We start from the raw sequence: 14,236 nt of genomic DNA, 5'->3' as shown, positions 1-14,236 counted from the left end.
TTATGCAGACCATTGAATTGAACCCATCGCAACTTCAGGATATCTACGACACCAACATGCAGCGCGCGCAAGCGATTGCGTCAAACGCGCAGCAAGTGAGCAACGACCAGTTCATCTTCTTTGCCGCGTTCGATGGCACCACTAACGATAAGAACAATGCGCCTACTGGCGAGCAGAGTACCAATGTGTGGCAGTTATTCAATCAAGTAATCCCATCCGATAGCTTGAAAAGAGGCTACTACCCCGGCCCCGGCACCTCGGCGGCGTTGCGGCATTCCTCCTGGCTACCGTCTGCGGTAACACAACAAGTCATCAATGCGGCGGAACAGGCTTACAAGGAGTTTGCTGAATTCGCTTCCGAATGGGTTAAAGCCAACCCCAACAAACCCGTCTCTATTGCCCTGACCTCATTCAGCCGAGGCGCCGCCTCCGCAGCGATCTTCAGCCAGCTGGTGTACGAGCGGGGGGTGATCGATCCCAACGACGGAACTGTGCTGGTTCCGCCGGGCCAAGTTCAGATAGCCGGCGGCGTGATCTTCGACCCCGTCACCACCGGGGTGAACGGCAACCTGGCCTTTGCACCGAACGTACAGAACGTCGTGGTCGTTAAGGCACTGAACGAGTATCGCAACCTGTTTAGCAGCTCGGATTTCTCACAAGCCGGCGTAAGCACCATTGGCATGTATGGCAACCACGGCGATATCGGCGGCGGTTATCAAGCGGACTCCAATGTTCCCGAAGGCATAGGCGCGATAACCCTGGAAGCGGCGACCCGATACTTCCAGAATACCGGACTGAACATTGGCAACGTTCCAGCCGAGCGCGCATTCGTTCCGCCGACCGACGAACAGACGTTGCTTGCGACAATTCGAATTCACACCGAGGCTTACGACAACTACGCCAATCAGCAATGGAGCGTAACGAACACCAACGGCTTCGCCTTTGAGCATGCCGTTGAGGGTCAGCGTCTGCGCGATACTTCGTTCATATGCAACCCGGCCAGTCCCGGCAACCCATTCACCCTCTACAACGGCGACAAAGTCACCGTTACCGACACTGGCAACGGCACCGAGACCGTCGCGCGGCTCAAGACCAATGCCGACGGTAGCACGCTGAAAGAAACACTCCGTTACGCCTGGATCGGAGATGCGAACCACCCGGACAAAATCGTCGACCGCGTAACGGTGGAAATCGGTTCGGACGGAACCACCGCCAACATCAAGGTCGTTGCCTATGTCGGAAACCATCAAATCGGCATTTCGGTTCCCGACGGGGTTACATCCGCCGCAATAGACGTACAAGCGGCGGACGGAATCGATCCGGCCACGATTTCCACATCCATTCACAGCGTGGATGGGACGCCAACCAGCATTGCCAAGACAGGCGTCGGCAGTGACATCTATTACGCCGAAGTTAACGACACCATCCGCGACGCTGACGGCAAGGGGACGGTGTACCTCAACGGCAAGCAACTCAGCTTCGCCACCCGCAAGAAAGGCGAAACCACCTGGACCGACAGCGCCGGCAACACCTACGCCCTGACCAACGGCCGCCTCGAAATCAACGATCCCCTGGTCATCGAAGGCTTCGACAACGGCGAACTGGGCATTTATCTTGATGAAGAAGAAGACCCCGACGATCCCGTCAAACCGCCGCCCTACAACCCCAACAGCTCAACCCGATTTTTCAGCAGCCCGCTGGCGCTCGACCTCAACGACAACGGCGTGATCGACGATGTCAGTCTGGCCAATTCCACGGTCTACTTCGACCTCACCGACGACGGCATCGCAGAGAAGACCGGCTGGCTCGCCCCCGGCGACGGGCTGCTCGGGATGGACGTCAACGGCAATGGCGTCATCGACGACCGCGGCGAACTGTTCGGCACCACGCCCGACCTCACCGCCTTCGACCGCATGCGCGAGGTGGTCGATACCAATGGCGATGGATTCATCAACGCCAACGACCCGCTCTTTGGCGCCCTGCGCGTCTGGCAGGACGCCAACCAGGACGGCATCAGCCAGGCCGGCGAACTCAAGACCCTCGACGAACTCGGCATCACCTCGATTGACGCCAACGCCACGCGGATTCAAGAGGCCACCGCCAACGGCAACAACCTCGTCGCGACCGCCGGTTTCACCCGCAACGGCGAGCTCAAGACCATTGTCGACATCGAATTCGCCAGCAACACTGCGCTGACCAATGCCAACCCCAACCGACCGCTCGACTTGCCGCCCAGTCTGGATAGCGCGGTGTTCCAGCTCCCCTGGCTGCGAGGCTTCGGCCTCGTCAAGAGCTTGCCGCTGGCCTATCAGGAAAGCCCGGCACTGCGCCAAGCGGTGACATCCCGCAGCCGCACGTCTATGCCTTTCGTCGGATTGACGGGCTGCCATGACAAACGTATCGCCGGAACGGAAGATTGGCGCCGGCCGCGGACGGAGAGATGTAGTCGGCGTCGGCGACATGGCGAAATGAAAGTCGGCGCTGGCGTGATGGCGAATGATGGGATGTGGAGGGGCGCAGCATGAAACGAGCAAACATATTTTTACGGTGGCTAATCGCTGCCATTGCAATGGTGGTATTGACGGGTTGTGCTAGCACTGCTGGCATTGTGGACCATTCGTTTAGCTTCGATACGTTGAAGGATGGTCAAGATGCGGAGGTCATCGACTATCGGTACGGCAGTTCAAGACTTCCAGTTCGTGCGCCAGAGTGGGCGGTTAAGGAAGGCAAGACATTTACTTTTAATAGCGTCAGTGGCCCGATGCTGCGGGGAGAGTTTCTCTATGTGAAATGGCGCCTGAAAAGTACCGGCCAAATCTATGAAGACAACGTTGATCTGCGTCAGCGCTTGCCAACCGACATCAAGGATCACCGCATTCACTTTGCAATCAACGGCACACAGCTTTACATCTATTTGATCGCGCCCGAGCGGCGAGCCAAAGATATGCCGGCGATTGGGCCAGAAATGTACCGCTATCGCAAAACCACCATGATTTATCCAGATCAATCGAAACCGTAGTCACCCATTCTTGTGGAGATAGTCCATGACCACCACCGTGCAACTGAGTGATGAGAAATATCAAGAGGCGCTGCAATTCAACCAGCAAATGGCGCAGTCGATCATTGGCGAAGCCGAATCGACCATATCGACCAATGGGTTTGTGTTCTTTGCAGCTTTCGATGGCACGAACAACGACAAAAATCAACCCGAAGATCCCTATCAAACCAACGTTGGACAACTTTGGGACCAGTATCAGAGTGCCCGTGCGGGGCATTCGAATCTTGGCGGCAACTACTATGCGGGCGTAGGAACCGAGGGGACACTCGCCTTTTCTACGTGGTTTCCCCCGCAAGTGACGCAGCAGATAGTCATCACGGCGCAGCGGGCCTACGACGAGTTCTGTGATCAGGCATCCAATTGGCTAGCGAACCCTGAAAACAGCGGGAAATCGGTGACGGTCGCTCTCGCCGCATTCAGTCGTGGAAACGCTTCCGCCGCAATATTCAGCCAGATGCTCTATGAAAAGGGCCTGATAGACCCCAACGACAACAACATGTTGCTGATTCCTCCCGGCCAGATTGGTGTTTCAACAGGTGTGTTGTTCGACCCCGTGATGACAAATGTCGATGGCAATCTGGCCTTCGCACCCAATGTCCGGAATCTGATCGACATCGAGGCTTTGAACGAATATCGGAATCTCTTCAAAGGAGCGGACTATAGAAATCATCCGGGCATCACCACCATCGGCCTGTACGGAAATCACTGCGATATCGGCGGCGGCTACGACAACGGGATAGGCTCGCTGTCCCTTCAAGCAGCGACGGGTTTTTTGCAGAATTCCGGACTCATCATATCTGGCGTGCCATCTGATCGCACGTATGCATCGAATGCCTTTGGTATTCACAGCGAGCAATACGACAACAACGGACAGAAGATATGGGATGTGACAAATGAAGTCGGCTTTAGCGATACATATTTCCGAGATCTGGTTATTGTGGGAACCCCCGCAAGTCCCGGCAGCCAATTCACCCTCTACAACGGCGACAAAATCACCGTTACCGACACTGGCAACGGCACCGAGACCGTCGCGCGGCTCAAGACCAATGCCGACGGTAGCACGCTGAAAGAAACCACCCGTTACGCCTGGATCGGAGATGCGAGCCACCCGGACAAAATCGTCGACCGCGTAACGGTGGAAATCGGTTCGGACGGAACCACCGCCAACATCAAGGTCGTTGCCTATGTCGGAAACCATCAAATCGGCATTTCGGTTCCCGACGGGGTTACATCCGCCGCAATAGACGTACAAGCGGCGGACGGAATCGATCCGGCCACGATTTCCACATCCATTCACAGCGTGGATGGGACGCCAACCAGCATTGCCAAGACAGGCGTCGGCAGTGACATCTATTACGCCGAAGTTAACGACACCATCCGCGACGCTGACGGCAAGGGGACGGTGTACCTCAACGGCAAGCAACTCAGCTTCGCCACCCGCAAGAAAGGCGAAACCACCTGGACCGACAGCGCCGGCAACACCTACGCCCTGACCAACGGCCGCCTCGAAATCAACGATCCCCTGGTCATCGAAGGCTTCGACAACGGCGAACTGGGCATTTATCTTGATGAAGAAGAAGACCCCGACGATCCCGTCAAACCGCCGCCCTACAACCCCAACAGCTCAACCCGATTTTTCAGCAGCCCGCTGGCGCTCGACCTCAACGACAACGGCGTGATCGACGATGTCAGTCTGGCCAATTCCACGGTCTACTTCGACCTCACCGACGACGGCATCGCAGAGAAGACCGGCTGGCTCGCCCCCGGCGACGGGCTGCTCGGGATGGACGTCAACGGCAATGGCGTCATCGACGACCGCGGCGAACTGTTCGGCACCACGCCCGACCTCACCGCCTTCGACCGCATGCGCGAGGTGGTCGATACCAATGGCGATGGATTCATCAACGCCAACGACCCGCTCTTTGGCGCCCTGCGCGTCTGGCAGGACGCCAACCAGGACGGCATCAGCCAGGCCGGCGAACTCAAGACCCTCGACGAACTCGGCATCACCTCGATTGACGCCAACGCCACGCGGATTCAAGAGGCCACCGCCAACGGCAACAACCTCGTCGCGACCGCCGGTTTCACCCGCAACGGCGAGCTCAAGACCATTGTCGACATCGAATTCGCCAGCAACACTGCGCTGACCAATGCCAACCCCAACCGACCGCTCGACTTGCCGCCCAGTCTGGATAGCGCGGTGTTCCAGCTCCCCTGGCTGCGAGGCTTCGGCCTCGTCAAGAGCTTGCCGCTGGCCTATCAGGAAAGCCCGGCACTGCAGCAGGCGGCCAGCGACCTGATCGCCCAGGGATGGGACGGCATTGTGGCCAATTTTGATGGCTTCATGGCGAAATGGACCGGGCTTGCCGCCGCGCACGAAGCCAGGGGCGTCACGCGAACGTACCTGACCACCGAAGACAAGGTGTGGATGCTCGAAAGCCTGACCGGAACCGATGTGCGAAAGAGTGCGATTGAGGCGGCAAGTTTTGGGGCGCAAAGCTTTCCAGGCCTGCAGGTATGGGATCAGGCATATATCACCAGCCAGTGGCAAGGCTTCGTGCAACGCGAGGCGCAGGCGTTTGCAGCGCAGGCCATGGGCAAGGACTGGCTCAAGGGCGTTTATTACTCGCTCAATCAGGACCGTTTTGTTGCTACCGATGCAGTAGGCCTGCAAGCCAGCCTGCTGCAAAGAATGAATGGCGCGACCAACGGTGCTGTTGCGGCTGCCGCCGCTCGGGTCGTTGCTCAGTTGCGATTGAGCGGCGTTGCGCTCGATCTTGCGGCGCTTGAAGACGGACTGATCGATACGCCGTACAAGACTGTCTTTCAACTGGTGCTCGATGGGGTGCCGAGCAATGGCAAGGTAATGGTAGGCGATGCCCTTGCAAACCAGCTCGTCGGCGAAGGCAACGCCGACATTCTTGACGGCGGTAGCGGCAACGACTATCTGGAGGGTAGCGCCGGCAACGATATCTATGTTTTCGGCAATGGCTACGGACAGGATACGGTCAGCGATTCCGACTGGGGGGCTGGCAACGTTGACACGGTTCGCATGGCGGAAGGAGTTGTGCCAGGCGACGTAACGCTGACACGGGATTATTCGAATTTATATGTCAGCCTGAACAACGGTGCGGATCGATTGACGCTGCAGAACTGGTTCTCCGGCGACGCTTACAAGATCGAGCGACTGGTGTTTGCCGACGGAACGATTTGGAATGCGGCGGAGTTGTCCAGTCGTGTTGTGATCAGTCCGGCAACGGAGGGCGCTGATGCCCTTTTCGGGAACGATGTTGCTGACACGATCAGTGGTTTGGGCGGAAATGACCAAATTGCCGGCCTCGGTGGGGACGATACGCTGCTCGGTGGCGAGGGGAATGACAACCTCCATGGGGGCGCTGGGAACGACTCGCTGGACGGTGGCGCCGACAATGATGCACTTGACGGTGGCGCTGGCAACGACACCAATCTGTTCGGCCGAGGTGATGGTCAGGACACGATAGCGAGTTACGACGGGAACCCAACCAAGCAGGACGCGATCCAGTTCAAGGAAGGCGTCGTACCGGCGGATGTGTTGGTGAGCCGGTACGGTGACAACCTGATTCTGAAGATTGCCGGCACGGCGGACCAACTGACGGTGCAGAACTACTTCTCTTACGAGGGGAGCTTCAACCCATACGGCGTCGAGGCAATCCGGTTTGCCGACAACACGAGTTGGAACTATGCGGCGATCAAGGCGAAATCGCTGGAGGCGACGGCAGGTAACGACTGGCTTATCGGCAGTGGCGGTGACGATGCCCTGAACGGATTGGCGGGCGACGACCGCATTGAGGGGCGCGCTGGCAACGACACCCTCGACGGCGGTAGCGGCAACGATGCGCTCGACGCTGGAGTCGGCAACGACACCTACCTGTTTGGGCTGGGTGACGGCCAGGACACGATAGCGAGCTACGACGGATGCGCGACCAAGCAGGACGCAATCCAGTTCAAGGAAGGCGTCGCGCCGGCGGATGTGTTGGTGAGCCGGTATGGGGACAACCTGATCCTGAAGATTGCCGGCACGCCGGACCATCTGACGGTGCAGAACTACTTCTGGAACGAAGGCGCCCAGATGTCGTATGCCGTCGAGGCAATCCGCTTTGCCGACGACACGAGTTGGGACTATGCCGCGATCAAGGCGAAATCGCTGGAGGCGACGGCGGGTAACGACTGGCTGATTGGTGGTGGCGGTGACGACGCCTTGAACGGATTGGGCGGCGATGACCGCCTTGAGGGGCGTGCCGGAGTTGATGTGCTGGATGGTGGTACAGGTAACGACACATTGTTTGGGCAGGAAGGCCACGACACCCTGAATGGCGGCGCCGGAAATGACAATCTTCAAGGCGGTGTTGGCAACGACAGCTTGGACGGCGGCAGCGGAAACGACGGGCTCTATGGAGAAGCCGGCAACGACACCTACGTCTTCGGCAACGGCTCGGGTCAGGACTATGTCTACGACCATGACAGCACGTCAGGCAACATCGATACCGTGCGCCTGGCGACCGGGATCGGAGCGGAGCAGGTCACGGTCACGCGCGACCCGTCCCACTTGTATCTGAGCCTGAACAATGGCACCGACCGGCTGACGCTGTCGAACTGGTTCAGTGGCAACGCGTATCAGATCGAACGGGTCGAGTTCGCCGATGGCACGGCATGGGGCACCGAGGAACTTCTGGCGCGAATCCCCGGGGCCAAGGAGGGCAACGATGTCCTGGTGGGCACGACGGGCGACGACACGATCAATGGGCTGGCGGGGGATGACACGCTCTACGGTCTGGCCGGCGACGACACCCTGACTGGCAACGCCGGAAATGACAATCTTCTAGGCGGTGCTGGCGACGACAGCTTGGACGGCAGCAGTGGAAACGACGGGCTCTTTGGAGAAGCTGGCAACGACACCTACCTCTTCGGCAATGGCTCGGGACAGGACTATGTCTCTGACTATGACAGCACGGCAGGCAACATCGACATCGTGCGCTTGGCGGCGGGGATCGGACCGGAGCACGTCACGGTCACGCGCGATCTTTACAGCCTGTACCTGAGCCTCAACAACGGCGCGGATCGGCTGACGCTGTCGAACTGGTTTAGTGGCAACGCGTACCAGGTCGAACGGGTCGAGTTTGCCGATGGCACGGTATGGGGCGCGGAGGAACTCGCGGCGCGAATACCAGGCGCGACGGAAGGAAACGATGTCCTCGTTGGAGGGGCCGGTGACGATGCGATCAATGGCCTGGGCGGTATCGATACCATCTACGGGCAGGCCGGCAACGACAGCCTGGATGGCGGAGGTGGCGATGACGCACTTATCGGCTATGTAGGCAATGACGTTCTCGACGGCGGAGCCGGCAACGACGGGCTTCAAGGGGGCGCCGGCAACGACACCTACCTGTTTGGCAATGGTTCGGGGCAGGACGTCATCCACGACTACGATTCCACAGTGGGCAACTTCGACATGGTGCGCATGGCGACGGGCGTCAGCGCGGCTGATGTCCAAGTCGCACGCGACCCGTCGAATCTCTACCTGAGCTTGAGTGGCGGCGCGGATCGATTGACGTTGTCGAACTGGTTCAGCGGCGATGCCCACAAGGTTGAGCAGGTGGAGTTCGCCGACGGGACGACATGGAGCGTCCACGACCTGGTGGCCATGACCGACCATGTCGGTTCGGAGGGCTACGATTTCATTCGGGGACATGGAAGGCTTTTTGGTCTTGGCGGCAATGACAATCTCGGTGGCGCGGAGGGCAATGACTTGCTGGATGGCGGACCCGGAGACGACTATCTTAGCGGCGGCCCCGGCTCCGACACGCTGGATGGCGGTACCGGAAACGACGTGATGCAAGGGGATGAGGGCGACGACGTCTATCTATTCGGCAACGGATCGGGCCACGACGAAATTGGCGAATACGACATCACGGTGGGAAACATCGATACGGTCAGATTCGATGACGGAGTTTCGGCGGCGGACGTTCGGATAACTCGGTACTACAGCCAGCTCACCCTGAATCTCAACGATGGCACGGACACTCTGCGGTTCAGCGACGGATTGATTGAGCGCGTGGAATTCGCGGACGGCACCGTCTGGAACGCGGCCGACATGAGGACGATGATCAGCTTCGTGGTCGATGAGAACGACAACTACCTTGAAGGATCTTCGGGCAATGACGTAATGGACGGGCTAGGCGGTAACGACGGCCTGTTCGGCATGGCCGGCGCCGACGTGCTGAATGGTGGAGCCGGGAATGACTACCTCGATGGCGGGATCGGAAACGACGTCTATCTCTTCGGCTATGGTTCGGGCCAGGACATGATGTACGACTACGACGCGACGGTGGGCAACATCGACACCATACGCATGGCGGCAGGAGTGACCCCCGATGCCGTGACAGCTACCCGCGACTCGACTTTTTACTTGCGTCTGAACGGGAGTACCGACCAGTTGGCAATACCAGATTTCTTCAGCAATGACCCTGCCTTCGAGATCGAACGGGTCGAGTTCGCGGATGGCACCGTCTGGAACACTGCCGACTTGAGGGCGTTGATCAGTTACGTGGCCGATGAGAACGACAACTACCTGGAAGGATCGACAGCCGACGACGCGCTCGATGGCCTTGGCGGTAATGACCAGCTATTTGGACTGGAGGGCAACGACACTCTGAATGGTGGAGCGGGAGACGACTCACTCGAAGGCGGTTTCGGTGACGACATCTACCTTTTTGGCCACGGCGCGGGGAAAGACATCGCGACCGATTGGGACAGTTCGCCCGGAAACATCGACACCATACGAATGGCCGACGATGTAACCCCGGATCAGGTGACATTCGCCATCGACAATGGTAACAATCTTCTGCTTGGTCTCAACCAGTGGGCCGACCGACTTATCCTGAACAACTGGCTCTATGATGATTACAGGTTCGAGCGTATCGAGTTCGCCGATGGAACGGTCTGGGGCGCCGATGAACTCCTGGCGGCACCGCCCTATCTTGAAGGTGACGACTGGTTGTACGGATCTCCCTACCAGGACGACCTGTTGTCCGGTTCTGGTGGCAACGATTTCTTGGCTGGGTACGAAGGCAATGACACGCTGGACGGTGGAACAGGAAATGACACGCTTGAGGGAGGGATCGGCGAAGACATCTACCTATTCGGCAATGGATACGGTCAGGACACTGCGATTGAGACCGACTACAGTTACGACATCGACACGGTTCGCCTTGTCGGCGATGTCACTCCCGACCAAGTGGTGGTGACGAGCGACACCGGGTCTATCTATTTGAACTTGAACGATGGCGCGGACCGACTGACGTTGGGAAACTGGTACGCAGACGAAGCCGTCCAGATCGATCGGGTGGAATTTGGCGACGGCACAGTCTGGTCGCTCAGGGATTTCCAGAATCTGCCGTTTGGCGGGACCTATGGCGACGACGTCTTATCGGGATCGGAGTTCGACAGTTCGCTGATGGGGTTTGGTGGCAACGACCAACTCGTCGGCTTGACCGGCAACGACACGCTGGATGGCGGCGCGGGCGATGATTCGCTGGAGGGCGGCGCGGGTGACGACACATACAAGTTCTCGATCGGCGGCGGAGCAGATACCGTCGTCGATGCAGAGGGTAACGACCGGGTAAGCTTTGGCGTGGGCATCGTTGCGTCAGGAGTGACGGCAAGCCGTTCGGGTTCGCGAGTGACGCTCTCCGTTTCGGCGACGGAAAGCATCTCGTTCGACGAGATCGCGCCGGGACAGTACGCGGTGGAAAGTGTCGCGTTTGCCGATGACAGTGTTTGGCAAGCGAGCGATATACGGCAATTGGTGAATTCCGCGCCGAGTGGAGAAGTCGGCGCTGGCGGCACGGCGACTCAGGGTCAGATCCTGACCGCCAGCAACACCCTGGCCGATGCCGACGGCCTGGGCAGCATCGGCTATCAATGGCAGACTTCCGCCGACTCTGGCACGACTTGGAGCGACATTGCCGGCGCCACGTCTGAGCGTCTCACGTTGGTCGAAGCACAGGTGGGTCAGCAAGTGCGCGTCACCGCCAGTTACACCGATGGCCACGGCACTCTGGAGACGGTCGCCAGCGTGGCGACCGCAACGATCAACAACCTTAACGACGCCCCCACCGGAGAAGTCGGCGCTGGCGGCACGGCGATCGAGGGGCAAACCCTGACCGCCAGCAACACCCTGGCCGATGCCGACGGTCTGGGCAGCATTGGCTATCAATGGCAATCGTCCGGCGACGCCGGCGCGACCTGGAGCGACATAGCCGGCGCCACGTCTGAGAGCTTCACGTTGGTCGAAGCACAGGTGGGCAAGCAGGTACGGGTCACCGCGAGTTACACCGATGGCCACGGCACCGTCGAATCGGTCGCCAGCACAGCAACAGCGATGGTCATCAACTCAAACAAGGCACCGACGCTTGCCATCGGCCTTACCGACCAATTGGCCACGGAAGACTCTCTCTTCACCTACGTCATTCCCGCCGGCAGCTTTGTCGATATCGACGCCGGCGATGCGCTGACCTACACCGCGACGCTGGGCAGCGGCGCGGCCTTGCCATCCTGGCTTGGCTTCGATGCCGTCACGCAAACGTTCAGCGGTATACCGACGTCGACCGCGGCGGCACTGCTGAATGTGCGTGTAACCGCCAGCGACAATGCGGGCGCAAGCATCTCCGACGACTTCGTGCTGGATATCGCCAACCATATTGTTGGTACCGGCGCGATCGATGCACTCGTCGGCACGGCGTTGCGCGACGTCATTGAGGGCCTGGCCGGCAACGACACGCTGAATGGCGGTGCAGGTGCCGATACGCTGATCGGCGGGCTAGGCAACGACCGCTACACGATCGATAACATCGGCGACATGGTGGTCGAAAACCCCGGCGAAGGAACCGACACGGTTCAGAGCTCGATTGTCTACACCCTGGGGTTTGACCTGGAATACCTGACACTGACCGGCACGGCGGCCATCAATGGCACGGGCAACGAGCTCAACAACGCGCTTACCGGCAACGCAGCGGCCAACACCCTTTCCGGCGGCGCCGGCAACGACACGCTGAGCGGTGGTGCGGGTGCCGATACCCTGGTCGGCGGACTCGGCAACGACAGCTACACGGTCGACAACATCGGCGACGTGGTGGTCGAGAATTCGGGCGAAGGCACGGATATCGTCAACAGTTCGGTGGCCTACGGCTTGTCGGCCGACGTGGAGAACTTGACGCTCACCGGCACGGCGGCCCTCAACGGCACGGGCAACGACCTCAACAACGTGCTCACCGGCAACGCGGCGGCCAACATCCTTTCCGGCGGCTCCGGCAACGACACGCTGAATGGCGGCACGGGCGCCGACACCTTGATCGGCGGGCTCGGCAACGACAGCTACACGGTCGACAACATCGGCGACGTGGTGGTCGAGAATTCCGGCGAAGGCACGGACATCGTCAATAGTTCGGTGACCTACACCTTGTCGGCCGACGTGGAGAACTTGACGCTCACCGGCACGACTGGCATTAACGGCACGGGCAATGCCCTGGCCAATGTACTGACGGGAAATAGCGGCGCGAATGTTCTTGTGGGCGATGCCGGCAACGACACGCTGAATGGTGGAACGGGTGCCGACACCTTGACTGGCGGATTGGGTGACGATGTTTATTTCGTCGACAATGCCGCCGACGCAATTGTGGAGAACGCTGCGGAGGGGACGGATACTGTCCAGAGTTCGATCGCATGGACGCTGGGTGCCGCCCTGGAAAATCTGACCCTCACCGGCACGGCGGTAATCAACGGCACCGGCAATGCTCTGAACAACGTCATTGCCGGCAACAGCGCTGCCAACGTGCTGGCCGGCCTGGAAGGCAACGACTGGCTTGACGGTGGCTCAGGGAACGACACCCTGGTTGGCGGAACTGGCGACGACACCTACGTTGTCGCTCAAAGTGCGGATGTCGTCACCGAGAACGCTGATGAAGGCACCGACACGGTACGCAGTTCGATCACCTGGACGCTCGGCGCCAATCTGGAGAACCTGGTGCTCACCGGAGCAAGCGCCATCAATGGCACTGGCAACACCCTGGACAACGTCATCACCGGGAACGGCGCCAACAATACGCTCAACGGCGGCGCAGGAGCCGACACCCTGATCGGCGGCCAGGGCAATGACATTTACACGGTCGACAACATCGGCGACGTGGTGATCGAGATTGGCCGCGAAGGCACGGATACCGTCAATAGCTCGGTGACTTACACCTTGTCGGTGGATGTGGAGAAGCTGACCCTGACCGGAACAACGGCGATCAACGGCACCGGCAATGAACTCGACAACGTGCTGACGGGCAACACCGGCGCCAATACGCTGTCGGGCGGCGCTGGTAACGACACGCTCAACGGCGGCACCGGAGCGGACACCATGATCGGTGGGACGGGGGACGACAGCTATACCGTGGACAACGCCGGGGACATCGTGACCGAAGCCGCGGACGAGGGTATCGACACCGTAAATTCGTCGACAACCCATGCGTTGGGCGCAAATGTCGAAAACCTGATTCTGACCGGCACCGGGAGCATAAGCGGAACAGGCAACGCCGGCGACAACGTCATCACCGGCACAACCGGCAATAACACGCTCACCGGCAACGCCGGCAACGACAATCTGGATGGCAGGGGCGGCACGGACGTGCTGGTCGGCGGCACCGGCAACGACACCTACCTGTTTGGCGCTGGCTATGGCAGCGACACGGTGCGCGAGAACGACGCCACTGCTGGGATAGTCGATGAGGCGCGGTTCCTGGCCGGCATCGCCGCCGACCAGATCTGGCTGCGGCACGTCGGCAACCATCTGGAAGCCAGCATCATCGGCACCACGGACAAGTTGACGCTGGAGAACTGGTATCTCGGTTCCAACTACCACGTCGAGCAGTTCAAGACCGCCGACGGCAAGTTGCTGCTCGACAGCCAGGTCGAAAACCTGGTGCAGGCCATGGCGGCGTTCGCGCCCCCCGCGCCGGGGCAGACCAGTTTGCCGACTCACTATCAGGAGGTGCTGTCGCCCGTGATAGCAGCGAACTGGCAATAGACTGATCCAAAAAAGCCGCCCTTCCTGCGTCAGAGTGTGCAAAGGACACAGGGAAGGGGCGTCTGATTTCTCAT

Annotated in this window: 3 protein-coding genes; all 3 read left to right on the top strand. The window is 59.6% G+C overall.

Translation table 11 applies throughout. The features are described from left to right. Positions 1 to 2 precede the first annotated feature (2 nt). Genes J0M27_RS08640 through J0M27_RS08630 form a run of 3 tightly spaced genes read left to right on the top strand, consistent with a single transcriptional unit; the run spans position 3 to position 14,162 of the window. Entirely contained in the window at positions 3 to 2,525 is a 2,523-nt protein-coding gene (locus tag J0M27_RS08640; protein ID WP_294989969.1) for a DUF2235 domain-containing protein, read from the top strand. Then, positions 2,522 to 3,019: a hypothetical protein gene (locus tag J0M27_RS08635; RefSeq protein ID WP_294989967.1), complete on the top strand. Its 498-nt coding sequence runs from the start codon at positions 2,522 to 2,524 to the stop codon at positions 3,017 to 3,019. The genes J0M27_RS08640 and J0M27_RS08635 overlap by 4 nt, the downstream gene beginning before the upstream one ends. Before the next feature lie 25 nt (positions 3,020 to 3,044). Then, complete coding sequence (locus tag J0M27_RS08630; protein WP_294989964.1) at positions 3,045 to 14,162, top strand: calcium-binding protein; 11,118 nt, start codon at positions 3,045 to 3,047, stop codon at positions 14,160 to 14,162. Positions 14,163 to 14,236 lie beyond the last annotated feature (74 nt).

This window comes from Sulfuritalea sp. (assembly GCF_017302275.1).
In the GTDB taxonomy this organism is placed as follows: Bacteria; Pseudomonadota; Gammaproteobacteria; order Burkholderiales; family Rhodocyclaceae; genus Sulfuritalea.
Note: the sequence above shows the minus strand (reverse complement) of the source record. Positions and strands in the feature narration are given on the sequence as shown.

Excerpts from the sequence above, each read along its gene's own strand:
- J0M27_RS08640 (WP_294989969.1), top strand. The coding sequence starts at position 3 with ATGCAGACCATTGAATTGAACCCATCGCAACTTCAGGATATCTACGAC.
- J0M27_RS08635 (WP_294989967.1), top strand. The coding sequence starts at position 2,522 with ATGAAACGAGCAAACATATTTTTACGGTGGCTAATCGCTGCCATTGCA.
- J0M27_RS08630 (WP_294989964.1), top strand. The coding sequence starts at position 3,045 with ATGACCACCACCGTGCAACTGAGTGATGAGAAATATCAAGAGGCGCTG.